Here is a 15,443-nt window from a genome sequence, read left to right on the forward strand (position 1 = left end):
AGCAGTCTTTGCGCTCTTGTCGAGAACAAAATAACCATGCTGAAAAAAATCGACTGCAGGGGCAGGCCCGGTGCCTGTCCAGGTTCGGTGCGATCCCCAAGGGTAACCACAGGGGGGTGACCCTACGAACTTATCCCGGATTGAATATACGAGGGGGTGGCGCGGTGTCCCAGCCGCCCCATTCGGGCGCCGGCCCCAGCTGTTGTCATTTGGCGACAGCGGGAAGGGTGGGAAATCAAGCAGTTGCAAACAGGACTACAAAAGGTTGTTGCCGGGCAGCGACAGGTATGAGGGAAAAGCACTAGTTTCGTTGTCAGGAAGAAGAGTAAATTATTGAAATTTAAAATAATATTTTATTTGGCACCCTCCTTGCTCTAGTCCGGTCAGCTGGCAAGATTCGATCGTCAGCGATATCTTAATGAGCAACTTAATGGAGTTCCCAATGACCAAGAAACTGATAACTGTGCTGTTTGCTTCAATGGCCGCTGCTGCCGTGATTGCCGCTGAAAACAAGGTTGATGTCGTACTGGATACCGACAACAACGGTACCCTGAGCCAGGAAGAGGCCAAGGCCATTCCGGGTCTGAGCGAGCAGTGGGAGCAGTTGGATGTGAACAAGGACGGCCAGCTGGATCCAGCTGAATTCGCCAAATTCGAGGTGGTCACCACCAAGGCACCGGCTAACTGAACAATCCCCTCCAGATCCCCGGGCAGTATTCCCTCCGGTGGTCCGCAGGCGATTGATCCAACCCCGACGGGTAGCTCCCGCCGGGGTTGGGTCGTTATGGGGTATCGGTTTATCGGGTCAGGGAGAGGAACAGCTCCGGCAGTTTGGCCGGCAGTTTTTCCACTCGGTCGATGACGCTGTACTGGTTTGCGAAGATATCGCTGACATAGTCATCGGCCTTGGGGTCGAGGTTGATGCAGTAGGTATAGATGTTCTCCCGGTCCAGTTCCTGCACGGCCTTGCGGGCGTCCTCGATCAGCAGCCGCTCGTCCTGCACGTCGATATCTGACGGTTCTCCGTCGGTCAGGATCAACAGCAGTTTTTTCTCCGCGGTGCGCTTCTCCAGGTAGTGGCCGGCATGGCGCATGGCCGCCCCCATGCGGGTGGAGTAGCCGGCCTCCATGGCCGCCAGTCGCGCCTTCACCTCGTCGTTCCAGTTCTCGCTATAACCTTTGATGTGCTGGTAACGCACCTCATGCCGGGTGTTGGAGGAGAAGCCGGCAATGGCAAAGGTGTCGCCGAGCCGGTCGATCGCCCAGGCCAGCAGAGCCACCGCCTCCTGGCTGAGTTGCAGAATACTCTGCTCGCACCCCTGAGGTACCTGGTGCAGGGACTGGGAGAGATCCAGCAACAGCATCACCGCGATATCGCGGCCGTCATGGCGGTGACTCATGTTGATGCGTGTGTCCGGGGTGGCGCCGCCCTTGAAATCGACCAGGGAGCGGATCGCCACGTCCAGATCCAGCTCGCTGCCCTCCTCCTGATAGCGCACCCGCACATACTGCTGTGGTTTCAACAGATCGAGCATTCGCTCCAGCTGTTTGGCCAGGGCGCTGTGCTTGGTCAGCAGGTCGTCGATCAGCTTGGCATCGCCTGGCGGGTGCAGCGATTCGTAGAGGCTGACCCAATCGGGGCGATAGGTCTGGGTTTGGTAGTCCCACTCGGGGTAGTGGCGCGGCGGCAGGGCGTTGAGCGGCTCCTGCTCGATCTTCTTGCGCTCGACCTCGAACTGCTCCTCCTCGTCCCCCTCCTCGATAAACTTCCACAGATGACGGTTGTCGTCCCGGTACTCCACCACGGTGTTGGTGAAATAGACATTGGGTGCCTGGTCGTTCTGGATCCGGGTGCGGGCGATAAAGCCAATGGCCAGCGGTACGATACCCTGGGTGCTGGTGTCACCGGTCCGCATCAGGTCGCAAAACTGCTCGACCGCTTTAAGAATATCCGGGTTACGGTAGCCGTGTTGTGGATTGAGGATGGCGTAGGAGAGCATCGCCAGCCGGTGGCGGATGCAGGACTCCTTCTCGGGATCGCATTCCCCCTCGATCGGTACCGGATGCAGGGCCAGCCACAGCCGGCGCAGGCCGGGATACTGCTGCATGGCCAGGTACTCCACCCGGGAATCCTCCAGCAGTTCGATGGCGATGCGCTGGAACGGACTGAAGTTGTCGGCAAAGATAAAGTGGCTCCAGCGCCGGTGTGCGGCGATGTGGGCCAACACCGCCCGGTAACGGTCGATGCCGCTGACACCGTTTTCCGTGTCGTCGAATACATCGGGCAGGCGGATGCCGAGCGAGTCGTAATAGGGGATTGGTTTGCGCAGCCCATCGAAGGCGGTGGAGTAGGGGACCAGGTGGTCCTGATCCTGCCACAGGGCGCGCAGGTAGAGATCGAGCTGGCGCTCGTAATCGGCAAACAGGGTGCCGTGGCGTTCCCGTTGCAGCATGGCGCGGCTGTCGGCGGACTGCAGGCTGAAAAAGTCGATCTGCCGTTCGGGGTGGTTGGCGTAGTTGCGGATGCCGTAGTCGGTCCAGTTGCGTATCCCCTCCAGCGATAGCTGGTTGAGCAGGTAGGGCATCTGTTCCAGATACGCCTTGGCGCCGGGGCTGGGAATGGTGGCCTGGCGGCCGTGAATGGAGCCGCTGGTACGCTCCAGCATATCCAGCAGCAGATCGATGTAGCGGATCAGCTGCTCTTCGCTGCCCAGGCGCCGTGCCGCCTCCGGCAATGTCTGCAGAAACGGCAGGATGATGGCGCCATTCGGGGTACGGGAGAGCTTCCAGACGCTCTGGGAGACCAAGCTGAGCACCGATTCGCCCAGACGGGCGGCGACTTGCGGCATCTCTTCCAGGTAGACCAGCACCGGTTCAAAACCGCGGCCGATCATGCAGACCAGTGAGGCGCCCTCCAGGTAGGTCTTGATCCCCGCCTCGCTGAGACTGGCGGCGGCCTCCTCCATGCAGTCGGCAAACAACAGGTCGAGCTGCTGGAAATTGCAGGTGAGCTGCTCCCGATAGGCTTGGAGGGCGGACTCCTCAATACTCACGATGCGCCTCCGGATGGACGGTTCCGATCACGGACAGGATCAGGCAAACAGGGTGTCGATGGCGTGATCCAGGGTGGCCCGGATATCGGCATCGTCGGTGATCGGGCGCACCAGGGCCATGCGGCAGGCGGCGGTCGGTTCGATACCCTGCTTGATCAGTTCGGCACCGTACACCAGCAGGCGGGTGGAGATCCCCTCGTCCAGTCCATGCCCCTTCAGGTTGCGTGCGGTGTGACCGATCTTCACCAGCTTGGCGGCGGTGGCGCTGTCGATACCGGTCTCCTGGCAGATGATCTGGCTTTCCACCGCTTCGGCGGCGTAGTCAAAGTCGAGGGCGGCAAAGCGCTGCTTGGTGGACTGTTTGAGGTCCTTCATCAGGCTCTGATAACCGGGGTTGTAAGAGATGACCAGTTGAAAATCGGGGTGGGCGGCGACCACTTCCCCCTTCTTGTCCAGGGGCAGGGTGCGACGGTGATCGGTCAGCGGGTGGATGACCACGGTGGTGTCCTGGCGCGCCTCGACCACCTCATCCAGATAGCAGATGGCGCCGATGCGTGCCGCCACGGTGAGGGGACCATCCAGCCAACGGGTTCCATCCGCATCCAGCAGGTAGCGGCCCACCAGATCGGAAGCGGTCATATCTTCATTACAGGCCACGGTGATCAACGGTCGTTCCAGCCGCCACGCCATGTGCTCGATAAAACGCGACTTGCCACAACCGGTCGGTCCCTTGATCATCACCGGCATGCGTGCCTGATAGGCGGCTTGGTAAAGGGCCACTTCATCGGCCTGTGGTTGGTAATATGGCTCTTGTTGAATACGGTACTGCTGGCTGTTTTCTGTCATGATGACCCCATCACGCGATGTCCAAGATTACCTGGCAGGGTAGTAGGTATTGGTGCAGAGTAAAAATAGTTTTTGCTGATCAGATTCATATAATAAAACTTATGTATTTTGTTAAACCTATTATTTTTAATGATGAATAACGGGGTTAAATCAAGGTGGCGAATAATGAGAACGATAGGGATGTTAGGCGGGATGAGTTGGGAGTCGACGGTCAGCTATTACCAGGCACTCAATCAGGGTGTGAAGGGAGCATTGGGTGGGCTGCACTCGGCCAAGGTCGTGCTCTACAGCGTCGACTTCCAGGTCATTGAGTCGTTACAGCAAAGCGGCGACTGGGAGACGGCAGGACAAATACTGGCGCAGGCCGCTGCGGCTGTGGAGCGAGCGGGTGCGGAGTGCCTGATTCTCTGTACCAACACCATGCACAAGGTGGCTGAGCGGATCGAACAGGCCGTTTCAATCCCGTTGCTGCATATTGCCGATGCCACCGCCCGGCAACTGGTGGCCGACGGTGTCGGTCGCGTCGGTCTGCTGGGCACCCGCTTTACCATGGAGCAGCCGTTCTACCGTGACCGACTGCAGGCGCGTTATGGGATCGAGGTGCTGGTGCCTGAAAGCGCGGAGCGGGAGCAGGTGCACCGGATCATCTACGATGAACTTTGCCAGGGCCAGATTAAAGCCGCTTCCCGTGAATGCTATCTGCAGATTATCCAAGAGCTGCAGCGTGCCGGTGCCGAGGCGGTGATCCTCGGTTGTACCGAGATTGCCCTGTTGGTTCAGCAGGCGCACACGCCGGTGCCACTCTATGACACCACGGCGATCCATGCCGCCCGTGCGGTGGAGTTTGCGATCGGTGACTGAGCGATGACGACGAGCCGTTTAGTGACAGGTCGACGGTGGCGGATTCTTCTTTGGCTGGGAGTCGGGTGGCTGCTGTTTATCCAACCGTCCGCCGCGGAGATTTACAAATGGGTGGACGCCGAAGGTAAAGTCCATTTTTCCGATGCCAAACCGGACAACAAACGGGCGGAATCCGTTGAGTTGAAGATCAACAGTTACCACGGTGTCGATCCGGAGCCAGCGGCCTCTTCCTTGACCAAGCCGGCCAAGAGAAAGCGGGTGGTCCTTTACAGCACCGATTGGTGCAGCTATTGCAAACAGGCCCGGCGCTATTTTCGCGCCAAAGGCATCGCTTTCAAAGAGTACGACATCGAAAAGTCAGCGTCCGCCAAAAAGGCGTATGACAAGTTGGGTGGCCACGGGGTGCCGCTGATCCTGGTCGGCAGCGCGCGCATGAGCGGGTTTTCCGAGGCTCGCTTCAACAAGCTATACGAGCAGTAGCCCGTTTATCCGCTATCCGGACTTACTCCACCACGCGATAGAGGGTGCGGCAGTAGCGGCAACTGGCCTCGTCACCTATCTGTTTCAGCGGGATGAACACGCGCGGATGCAGGCCGGTGGTTGTATCACCCGCCCGGGGGCAGCAGAGTGGCAACTCCTTTTTTGTCACTTTGACAACGGGTGTCGAGAGCGCATCAATTTGCGGTTCCTGCTGTGTCATTGTATCTCCGTGAGTCGCTGAAGTGCTGACAAGGTCGATGGCGGCAGCGTGCACCGACATCCCGATAACCGCGGGATTCTACCGCAAAAAGCGGCCTGACATGAAGGTCCGGATTTCATGGTGGCTTCGGTTTACCTTGGGTGAATGCCTCTCTATCCACCCTGTTAACAGGTGTTGGCTCGGTCTTAAAAGGGAATTTAGTTGATGCATATCATGAAATAAAATCGCATTACGTGACTTTTGACACGGTGACTCTCCCGTAAACTCGGCACACTACTCCCGCTATTTACCCGTTTGCCCCACTATCACGGATGCCGTGGGCTTTTCCCGCTGTCTGCGATCAGAAGGAGCGGCATTGATCGCTGGCACCCACACCCCTTTCGCCAGCGTAGAGACGGCAGCAGGTCTGTTTTCCAGGCGTTTGTCAGCAGTAAAAACATCACATCCGAGATGACCGGAGGGTGGCCTGTCTCCCGCGGTGCCTGAATCGCAGCGGCATTTTCTCCATGAGGAAATGACCATGAAAGTTTTAACCAGCAATAGTGTCACCGTTCTCGATTCCCGGCATCGTGGAAATGTACTGGTGGCGGGCTCCCACGGCGGTCTCATCGCCGGTGCCTTGGCCGCGCAAGCCGGTGTGCACGCGGTGATATTGAATGATGCCGGTGTGGGATTGGACCGTGCCGGTATCGCCTCTCTCGATCTGTTGGCGTCCATCGGCATGGCCGCAGCCACGGTGAGTCGCCGATCGGCCGCCATAGGACAGGGCGAGCAAGCCCTGGACCAGGGGGTGATCTCCTATGCGAACCGTCACGCTGTCGCCTCCGGGGTACGGCCGGGTGATCCTTGTCGCCTGGCGGCGGAGAAGCTTTGCCGGGCCAAGGCGCCCGACGGAGAGCTGCCGCCTTTTGTAGAACGACGACTGCGACTCGGTGCAGCTGATGCCCGGCCGGCGGTCATCGGCTGTGACTCGGTCTGCCTGGTCCGGCAAGAGGATGCAGGGGCGATTCTGGTTGTCGGTTCTCATGCGGCGATGCATGCCGCAGAGCCCTGGACTGCCTTGGGCACTGCGGCCCGTGCCGCGTTTTTCCATGATGCGGGTTGCCAGGGGGAGGCCGAAGGGATCAGTCGCCTGCCGGTGCTGGATCGTTTTGCTATCCCGGCCGCGGCGGTGGATCACCGCACCGCCCGAATTGGCGATGCGGCGTCACTCTGGGAAAGCGGCAGGCTCTCCTATCTGAACCAGCACGCCCGCCAGGCGGGTTGGTGTGTGGGGATGACAGTGCAGGATGTGGTGGCGTTGATCCAGTTTGGTGAGCGTCTGTCTCAGCCGCTGTTTGCTACGGCAGGGGGGCGGTCATGATCGGTCAAGTCCTGTTAACCGTGCTGCCGGTACTGGTTGTGGTGATGGTGGGCTACCTCTATGCGCACAAGGTCGGTACCGACGTCGACGCTATCAATCGGGTGAATATGGCGATCTTCCTGCCGGCCCTGGTCTTCTCGGCGCTGGCTACCCGACGGTTTGACGCTCAATTGGATGGTTGGCTGATCCTGGCGACGGTAGTCATCGTTGTCGGATCGGGACTGCTGGCGTTGCCGATTGCGCGTTGGCTGGTGGTGGATGCCAAGACCTTTTGCCCGCCGATGATGTTCAGCAACAGCGGCACCCTGGGCTTGCCGCTGGCGCTGTTGGCGTTTGGCGAAGCGGCGTTTTCCAATGCGATGCTGCTGTTCGTGACGACCAATCTGCTGTTCTTTACCCTGGGGGCTTATCTGATCGGCCGGAACGTGCCGTGGCGTCAGATTCTGCTGTCGCCGGTGGTGCTGGCTACCTTCCTCGGCATGGGGTGCGGGATGTTGGCGCTGCCGATGCCCGAGGTGGTGATGGTGCCGGCGAAAATGATGGGTAATGTAGCCCTGCCGTTGATGCTGTTTGCCTTGGGGGTACGTATGACCGCGGTGCGGCGTAGCGATCTGCGGGTCGGCTTTGCCGGCGCTCTGATCTGTCCTCTCTCCGGTCTGGTGGTGGCGGGCCTGCTGATCCCTTGGATACCCCTGTCTGCGGAGTACCATCCGCTTTTACTGCTGTTCGCCGTACTGCCCCCGGCGGTGGTGAACCATCTGTTGGCGGAGACCTACCGACGCGACCCGGAACAGGTGGCGGCGATTGTGGTGGTGGGGCATCTGTTGAGCGTGCTGTTTGTGCCGCTAGGGCTCTCTCTCGGACTGGCGAGTTTCTCCGGTTAACCGCACTCGAAAAGGCGGACGCCTCCGGTTATCGAAGGCGTCCGCTTAGACGGTGCGCTGAACTCAGTGGTGCTTGGTCTTGTTATCCAATAGCCCCATAGCCACCGCCGAGGCAACAAAGGTCAGGTGCAGGACTACGTACCAAAGAAGTTTGTTGTCGTCGATGTTGACCGCGTTCATAAAGACCTTCAGCAGGTGGATGGACGAGATCGCCACAATGGATGCGGCTACCTTGTTTTTTAGACTGCTGGTATCCAGTTTGCCGAGCCAGGAGAGCTTCTCGGTGTTTTCCGAGACGTCCAGTTGTGACACAAAGTTTTCGTAACCGGAAAACATCACCATCACGATCAGACCGCCCACCAGCGCCATATCAATCAGGGATAGCACCACCAGAACCATATCGGTTTCAGTGACTGAGAATAACTGCGGGATCAGGTGGAATACTTCCTGGAAGAATTTGATGCCGAGGGCGGCCAGGGCCAGGCTCAGTCCCAAATAGATAGGTGCCAGCACCCAGCGCATCGCATACATAGCCCGCTCAAGGCTTTTTTCAATCATGGAAAATCCTTCCGAATAATTTAGGTGAATAGAAGTGATTGTGAGACCTAACCCACAGTGGGGGTGGCGGGTGTTTTTTTAAAGGTGGTACCGCATGATTAGCATACTCAACAATCCCAGCCACATGATCAGGGTCAGGGGTATACCGACCCGCAGGAAGTCGCTGAATTTGTATCCGCCGGCGCTGAAGATGAGTAGATTGGTTTGATAACCCATGGGTGTGGCGTAACTCATGTTGGCGCCGAACAGCACGGCCAGGACGAAGGGTTCCGTCGGCAATCCCAGTTTGTTGGCGATACTGATGGCGATCGGGGTGCCGATGACCGCCGCCGCGTTGTTCGAGACTACGTTGGTCAGGATGGCGATCATGAGCATCAATCCGCCGAGTGCGGCGCTGGTCGGCAATCCGGTGGAGACGGCGACATAGAGGCTGGCGATATAGTCCGCGCCACCGGTCTGCATCAAGGCCAGGCCGAGCGCCAAGCTCACTACAACGATCAATATCACCCGGGTGCTGAGCGCGGAGGCGGCGTCTTCCCAGTCCAGGCAGCGGGTCAACAGCATCAGGCCGACGCCGCACAGGGCGCTGGTGGCGATCTGCAGTATGCCGGTGGCGGCGAAGGTGACCACGGTGGCCATGATTAGCAGTGCCAGGCGTGCCCGTTTGGTCTCCGGCAGATAGACCGAGGCATCCAGCACCAGCAGTTTGCCGCTGCTCTTCAGCTCTTTGATACGCTCGGCCGCCCCCTGCATCAACAGCACATCGCCACTCTCCAGGCGGACGTCGCCCATGCCGCTCTTGATAGTTTGATCTCCCGGTGCCTGCGAGCGATGGATCGCCAGGATCACCACATTGTTGTACTCGGCGAAGCGCAATTCTTTAAGGGTACGCCGATACAGAGGCGACCCTTCCGTCACCACCACTTCGGCCAGCAGTTGGCCTTCGGAAGAGAGCGGGTGGGTTTCATCGATGGGGTTTTCGATATCCGTGGCGTTATACAGCGTGGCGCCTAGCAGTTGCTCGTACTCTTTCAACAGTTCCGGTGTGTCGCGTACCAGCAGCCGGTCCCCTTCACGCAGCTCGGCGGTCGGCAGACGGGTGACGTTGAGGCCGACGCCGCGTTGGATTTTGTCCACCTTCATCCGCCGGTCGGTCTTCTCCAGGATTTCGGCCAGGGTTTTGCCATTGGCGAAGCTGTCCTGGTTGATATAGAGCAGGGCGTCGAAGATCCTCGGTGAAGTGTCGGAGAGCAGCGCTTGGCGCGGCGGCAGCAGGTGCGGGGCCAGCAACCACAGATAAACCAATCCGAAGCTGCCGGCGACCAGCACCGGCAAGGCGAAATCGAACATGCCGAAGTTATGCATACCGAGATCGGCCGCGATCCCCACCACCAGCAGATTGGTGGAGGTACCGATGGTGGTGGACATGCCACCGAGCAGCGTGGCCAATCCCATCGGCATCAATATGCCGGAGGCGGATTGCTTGCTGCGGATGGAGACGCCGATCAGTATCGGCAGCAGCATCACCACAATAGGGGTGTTATTCAGGAAGGCGCTGAGAACGGCTGCCGACAGCAGAGTGGCAAGCAGCGACAGCAGTGGCCGGGTGGCCCAGAGCTTCGACAGCAGGGCCGCCAGGGGGCGGAGAGCGCCGGTGGTTTCCAGCCCCTTACCGACAATCATCAGGGCACAGATTGCCACCAGTGCCTCGTTGCCGAAGCCCCTGAAGAAATCCACCGGCTGCAGGGTGACGCCGTCGCGGCTGTAAGGGAAGGCTTCAAAGCCGACGATCAGGGTGACCAGAATCAATAGCGACGATGTTTCCAGCGGCAAGGTGTCGCGGGTGAACAGGTAGAGAGCAATAACGATCAGCAACAGAACGGCGAGGGCGTGTACGTCAGGCAGCGGTGGCAGCATAGGGTCTGGAGTTGTGGTGTTGTCGATAAAAAGGCGCCGATGCGGCTGGCATACAGCTAACAGTATAACGGCATTCGTGCTCACTGCTTATAGCAAGAAAGCCTTAGATGCCTGCGGAATATTTTTATATAGTACAGGGTGCCGGTTTTGTTGCGCCGGTAGTCGCTGAGGGTGATGTGCGATGGAACAGCGGATTTCCGGTTATTGCGCGCTCTGCATATCGCGCTGTGGTTGCATCTCGACGGTGCGTGATGGCGAATTGGTCGCTGTCGAGCCGGATCCCTCCCACCCCACCGGTGCACACCTCTGTATCAAGGGACGCACGGCGCCAGAGTGGGTGAACAGCGCCGACCGGTTGCTGACGCCGCTTAAACGCACCCGTGAAAAGGGAGCGGCCGATCCCGGTTGGCAGCCCATCAGTTGGGACGAGGCGCTCGAAACCGTCGCTGTGCGGCTGCAACAGTTGGCGGCCAGTGATGGACCCGAGAGCGTAGCGTTCTCGGTCACCACGCCCAGTGGCACCGGGATTGCCGACAGCTTCCAGTGGATCAATCGATTGGCCCACGCCTACGGCTCGCCCAATACCGTGTTTGCCACTGAAAACTGTAACTGGCACAAGGATTTCACGCCGATGCAAACCTGGGGGGGCGGCATCGGCATGCCCGACTATGAACAGACCGGCTGTATCCTGCTATGGGGCTTCAACCCCACCACCTCCTGGCTGGCCCAGGCCCATCTGGTAAACAAAGCGAAGCGGCGCGGCGCCAAGCTGGTCGTAATCGATTGCCGCCAGGCGGGGCTGGCCTCAATGGCCGACCAGTGGCTGCGGGTAAAGCCAGGCGCCGACGGTCCTCTGGCCATGTCGTTGGCCCATGTCTTGATCGAGAAAGGGTGGTTTGACCAGGCGTTTATCCGTCATTGGAGTAATGCCCCCTTTCTGCTGCGCGAGGAGACCGGTCAACTGCTGACCATGGCCGATATCAAAGCCGACGGTTCCGATCGGCAGTATCTGGTATGGGATCCGGTGGCGGCTTGTCCGTTGGCGGTGGCCGATGCCCAGGCGGCAGGGCGATCCGATTCGCCGGCTCTGTTTGGCCGTTATCCGGTTAACACACTTCAGGGAGAGGTGACCTGTGTGCCGGTGTTCCAGCGCTATGCGGAGCGGTGCCGGGAATATGCGCCGGGAGTGCAGGAGGCGTTGACCGGGATCGATGCCGAACAGGTATACCAGGTTGCCCGGTTGCTGCATGAGAACGGCCCGGTCAGTTACTTTACCTGGACCGGCACCGCGCAGCAGCCCGATGCGAGCCAGACATCCCGTGCCATCTCCTTGCTCTACGCGCTCACCGGCGACCTGGATGCACCCGGCGGCAATGTGTTTTTTACCAAGCCGGCGCTGGCCAATTTTTTCGGACTGGATCTGCTGGACCCGGCGCAGCGGCAAAAGAGCCTGGGTTTTCGTGAACGGCCGCTGGGCCCGGGCCGAATGGGGTGGATTACCTCCACCGATCTGTACCGTGCGGTGGTTGAGCGGGAGCCCTATCCGGTCAAGGCATTGGTCAGTTTCGGGGGTAATCCGCAGTTGACCAAGCCGCCTACGGTGCACACCGAAGCGGCGCTGAAACAGTTGGATTTTTATGTCCATGCCGATCTGTTTATGAACCCCACGGCCGCCTACGCCGATATTGTTTTACCGGTGGCTTCCCCCTGGGAGCGGAGCGGACTCTACCCCGGATTCCAGGTATCGCAGCAAGCGGAGTCGCGTCTGCAGTTACGTCCGGCCGTGATAGCGCCAAGAGGGGAATCGCGCAGCGATAGCTGGATTGTCTTCCAGTTGGCTGATCGGTTAGGACTTGGGGCGCACTTCTTCGATGGAGATCAGCGGCAAGCGTTGCAACAGTTGCTGGAGCCTTCCGGCGTGGCGCTGGATGCACTGGAATCACAGCCCAGCGGTATCGACTTGGAACTCAAAACCGTCTTCCACAAATACCGGCAGCAGGGATTCGCCACCTCCTGCGGGCGGTTGGAACTCTTTTCCGCGTCCCTGCAGGCCGCGGGATACGATCCCCTACCCGGATTTATGCCGGCCTCGGTTCCGGATGCCGATTTTCCACTGCAACTGACCTCGGCCAAGTGGGTGCAATACTGTCACAGCCAACAGCGCCAAGTGCCATCACTGCGCAAACGCATGCCCGACCCGCTGGTCGAACTGCACCCCGACACCGCCCGTACGCAACAGATTGCGGAAGGCGACTGGGTCATGATTCATACCCGCCAGGGGGCGATTCGGGCACGCGCCAAGTTCAATCGGTCGCTGGCACTTGATGTGGTCTGCGCCCAGTACGGTTGGTGGCAGCCGGATGACGAAGGAACAGGGCGGCACTACAACGGTTTGATCGATGCGGCAGCGATCGATCCGCTGAGCGGCTCTAATAGCTTGCGGAAAAGCCAGTGCCGTATTCAGCGTTTGACGGGTGAAATCCGCTAAAGAGGACTGTTCCAGATTGCGCCAGTCAGGCGATCCACTCCCTCAACTGATGTGGCTGAACGGCTGTTCCAATAAAAACGGCTAATACATGGATAAGCTTCTTTTAGTCAAATGATCAGGAAATTGTATTTTTCTTCGCACAGCGCTTCATCTAAGCTGTGGCCGTTTGTCGTCATAACCTAACCGATCACCGGCCCTAACCTCAGGGTCAAAGTGGACGCAACGATCCACCGCGTGATTCGGCACCGAGGCATGCTGTTCATATTTTTTTAATCTCTTCATTGAGAGAGGGTCTTATGAACGCGATTTTTACCCCGGCAGCCCGGCTGCTCTCCTATGTCAATTACCCGACTAAATTCGCCATACTCGGCTTTTTTGGGGCGCTACCCGTGATACTGCTGAGTATCCTGGTATTGAGCAATATCCAGACGGAAGTCGATGCCTTGAAGCAAGAGCAGAAGGGGGTACGCTTCATCGCGACACTGCGCCAGCTACTGGAATCGTTGCCGCAACACCGCGGTATGACCCATGGCTATTTGCATGGAGCGGTAGACTTTAAGCCGCAAATCGAGCAGCGCCGGATAGATATCAAGCGCAGCTTCGACCGGTTACAGCAGTTGGAAGAGGAGCTGGGTGACGTCTTGCAACTGGGTGACAGGTTACGCGTGTTGCGACAAGCCTGGCAGAGGCTGGTGCAGCCAGGTATTGATTTGCAAGCTGAAGCGTCTTTTACAGAGCATACGGCGCTTATTGCCGGGGTGATCGAAATGATGACCCAAGTGGCGGACAGTACCCACATGAGCAATGACCGCCACCTGGACAGCCGCTATGTGGTGGATCTGTTGATTGGTAGTGTGCCTAACCTGGTGGAATTGCTGGGTCAGGCACGCGGGCAGGGGGCCGGCATAGTCGGTTCCGGGAGCTCCAGCCCCGCAGCGGATGCCGCACTGGCGGTCAAGATCAGTCGTATCCAGTCCGCCGTTACGTCGGTTCGACACGCACTGTCGGTGATACAGCGTGAAAATCCGCCACTGGGAGAACCACTAACACCGCTCATCGCGGCGCTGACATCTCAGCTCGATCGCTTTATTGGCGTACTGCAGGATAAGGTGATCGGCAAATCCGCCATCACGCTGGCCTCCGGTGAACTCTTTAATCAAGGCACGGTCGCTATTAGCGCCGGCTTTAAGTTGTTCGATACCAGCCTGCCTGAGCTGCAGCAACTGATTGATCAGCGTGTAGCCGAATTGCAGGAACAACGCCTGTTGGCGGTGGGCGTGGTAGGCGTGGTGTCATTGTTGATCGGTTGGTTGATCGGCGGTAACTATCTACTGGTCTTGGGCAGTATCCGACGCTTGCAGCATGCCACCGCCAAGATTGCCGAGGGTGATTTGACCGCGCGTCTGGATATCGGTACCAAAGATGAGATGTTGGAGATCGAGCACAGCATCAACCGGATGGCCGAGAGTTTCCAATCCCTGACTCGAAATGTGAAGGAGGCTTCCGCTTCTCTGGTTGTTTCGTCGGAATCCATGAGCGCTGTTGCTGAAGAGACCCACACAGGGGTCAATCGACAACTGGATCAGGTGACTCAGGTGGCAACGGCGGTTAATGAGATGGCTGCTACCGTGCGTGAAATTGCACAAAATGCCGGCCATACAGCGGAATCGACCCAGCATGCGGCGCGTGAAGTGGGCGTGGGCAAGCAGGTGATTTCCGATAGCGTGCAATCGACCAACAACTTGGCGGCGGAGATCGGGCGGGCGGCGGAGGTCATTCGGCACCTGGCGGATGAAGGCACGCGGATTGGTACTGTGCTGGCGGTGATACAGGGTATTGCCGAGCAGACCAATCTACTTGCGTTGAACGCGGCTATTGAGGCGGCGCGTGCCGGTGAGCAAGGTCGAGGGTTCGCGGTGGTGGCGGATGAAGTGCGCACGCTGGCCGCCAGAACTCAGGGTTCCACGCAGGAGATCCAGGGCATTATCGAATCACTTCAGCACGGTACCCGGGAAGCGGTCAGTGTGATGCGGTCCAGCCAATCCCATACTCAGCGCACCGTGGAGTTTGCTGCTTCTGTGCACGACTCATTTGATGCCATCGCCAATAGGATCCAGGCCATTGACGAAATGAGCGCGCAGATTGCCACGGCGGGTGAAGAGCAGTCGGTGGTGACCGAAGAGATCAATCAAACTATCACCCATATCAAGGCAGCCGCTGAGCAAACGGCTCGGGGGTCGGGGGAGATGAGCGGTGCCGCGGGCGAGGTTAGCCGAATGGCGATTCAGTTGCGCGACATTACCGCCTCATCCCGGGTGTCGTGACGGGTCTCTTTGTACGGCATCAGTGCCGTCGCCGCCTAACCCAGTACTCGCATTCCCCTTCTCCTGCAGTAAGTGGTAGTGTGACCTTTCCAGTCTCTGAGTGGCATTGTGCGGGGATGGGACTGGGTGTCGCTGAGTCGTGCAACAGAGGTAGGTGGAAGTGGGTATATTGGCGTGGATTGTTTTGGGTTTGATCGCCGGGGCGCTGGCCAAGTGGATCATGCCGGGGCCGGACAGGGGCGGCTTGATTGCCACCATCCTGTTGGGGATAGCGGGCGCCTTTCTCGGCGGTTGGATCGGTTCCCTGCTGGGATTCAATACGATGGGTGGATTCAAGCCGGGCGGGTTGGTCAGTGCGACGCTGGGTGCGTTGCTGCTGCTCTATCTGTTCCGTACCTTCAAGCGCTGAACGACCGGGTCCGCATAAGACTGTCCAGGGTCGGCGGTTC

Annotated in this window: 13 protein-coding genes; 8 read left to right on the top strand and 5 right to left on the bottom strand. The window is 58.9% G+C overall.

Going from position 1 to position 15,443, the window contains the following annotated elements; genetic code table 11:
* The first annotated feature begins 442 nt into the window (after positions 1–442).
* The gene (locus ACQY5R_RS02875; RefSeq protein WP_428604241.1) at positions 443–688 is read left to right on the top strand and encodes a hypothetical protein; all 246 of its coding nucleotides are present in this window, start codon (positions 443–445) and stop codon (positions 686–688) included.
* 109 nt (positions 689–797) lie between these two features.
* Here the strand turns inward: ACQY5R_RS02875 and ACQY5R_RS02880 are convergent, their stop codons facing one another.
* Positions 798–3,053 carry a nitric oxide reductase activation protein NorD gene (locus tag ACQY5R_RS02880; RefSeq protein WP_428604243.1) on the bottom strand — a complete coding sequence of 752 codons (2,256 nt, stop codon included), beginning with the start codon at positions 3,051–3,053 and terminating at the stop codon, positions 798–800.
* 39 nt (positions 3,054–3,092) lie between these two features.
* Positions 3,093–3,899, bottom strand: a complete 807-nt coding sequence (locus ACQY5R_RS02885) for a CbbQ/NirQ/NorQ/GpvN family protein (protein WP_428604245.1) — start codon at positions 3,897–3,899, stop codon at positions 3,093–3,095.
* 165 nt (positions 3,900–4,064) lie between these two features.
* Between ACQY5R_RS02885 and ACQY5R_RS02890 the strand changes: the two genes are divergently transcribed.
* Together ACQY5R_RS02890 and ACQY5R_RS02895 are read left to right on the top strand one after the other, a co-directional pair.
* A complete protein-coding gene (locus tag ACQY5R_RS02890) occupies positions 4,065–4,760 on the top strand; it encodes an aspartate/glutamate racemase family protein (RefSeq protein WP_428604247.1) in 696 nt (231 codons plus the stop codon).
* A 3-nt stretch (positions 4,761–4,763) separates the two neighbouring features.
* Positions 4,764–5,240, top strand: coding sequence for a DUF4124 domain-containing protein (locus ACQY5R_RS02895; protein WP_428604249.1), 477 nt, complete (start codon positions 4,764–4,766; stop codon positions 5,238–5,240).
* Between the two features lie 22 nt (positions 5,241–5,262).
* Here the strand turns inward: ACQY5R_RS02895 and ACQY5R_RS02900 are convergent, their stop codons facing one another.
* Positions 5,263–5,460 carry a zinc-finger domain-containing protein gene (locus ACQY5R_RS02900; RefSeq protein WP_428604252.1) on the bottom strand — a complete coding sequence of 66 codons (198 nt, stop codon included), beginning with the start codon at positions 5,458–5,460 and terminating at the stop codon, positions 5,263–5,265.
* 520 nt (positions 5,461–5,980) lie between these two features.
* Here ACQY5R_RS02900 and ACQY5R_RS02905 point away from each other — a divergent pair.
* Both ACQY5R_RS02905 and ACQY5R_RS02910 read left to right on the top strand, forming a co-directional pair.
* Positions 5,981–6,823: a hypothetical protein gene (locus tag ACQY5R_RS02905; RefSeq protein WP_428604254.1), complete on the top strand. Its 843-nt coding sequence runs from the start codon at positions 5,981–5,983 to the stop codon at positions 6,821–6,823.
* Positions 6,820–7,707 carry an AEC family transporter gene (locus ACQY5R_RS02910; protein ID WP_428604257.1) on the top strand — a complete coding sequence of 296 codons (888 nt, stop codon included), beginning with the start codon at positions 6,820–6,822 and terminating at the stop codon, positions 7,705–7,707. The genes ACQY5R_RS02905 and ACQY5R_RS02910 overlap by 4 nt, the downstream gene beginning before the upstream one ends.
* Positions 7,708–7,770: 63 nt before the next feature.
* Here the strand turns inward: ACQY5R_RS02910 and ACQY5R_RS02915 are convergent, their stop codons facing one another.
* A complete protein-coding gene (locus ACQY5R_RS02915; protein ID WP_428604260.1) occupies positions 7,771–8,265 on the bottom strand; it encodes a TIGR00645 family protein in 495 nt (164 codons plus the stop codon).
* 78 nt (positions 8,266–8,343) lie between these two features.
* A complete protein-coding gene (locus tag ACQY5R_RS02920; protein WP_428604263.1) occupies positions 8,344–10,182 on the bottom strand; it encodes an SLC13 family permease in 1,839 nt (612 codons plus the stop codon).
* 181 nt (positions 10,183–10,363) lie between these two features.
* Here ACQY5R_RS02920 and ACQY5R_RS02925 point away from each other — a divergent pair, with 181 nt between their 5' ends.
* From ACQY5R_RS02925 to ACQY5R_RS02935, 3 genes are all read left to right on the top strand, one after another.
* Positions 10,364–12,670, top strand: a complete 2,307-nt coding sequence (locus ACQY5R_RS02925) for a molybdopterin-containing oxidoreductase family protein (RefSeq protein WP_428604265.1) — start codon at positions 10,364–10,366, stop codon at positions 12,668–12,670.
* 296 nt (positions 12,671–12,966) lie between these two features.
* Entirely contained in the window at positions 12,967–14,994 is a 2,028-nt protein-coding gene (locus ACQY5R_RS02930) for a methyl-accepting chemotaxis protein (protein WP_428604267.1), read from the top strand.
* A 154-nt stretch (positions 14,995–15,148) separates the two neighbouring features.
* Positions 15,149–15,403, top strand: a complete 255-nt coding sequence (locus tag ACQY5R_RS02935; RefSeq protein WP_428604270.1) for a GlsB/YeaQ/YmgE family stress response membrane protein — start codon at positions 15,149–15,151, stop codon at positions 15,401–15,403.
* Positions 15,404–15,443 lie beyond the last annotated feature (40 nt).

The organism is Sedimenticola sp. (assembly GCF_050289425.1).
Lineage (GTDB): Bacteria > Pseudomonadota > Gammaproteobacteria > Chromatiales > Chromatiaceae > Sedimenticola.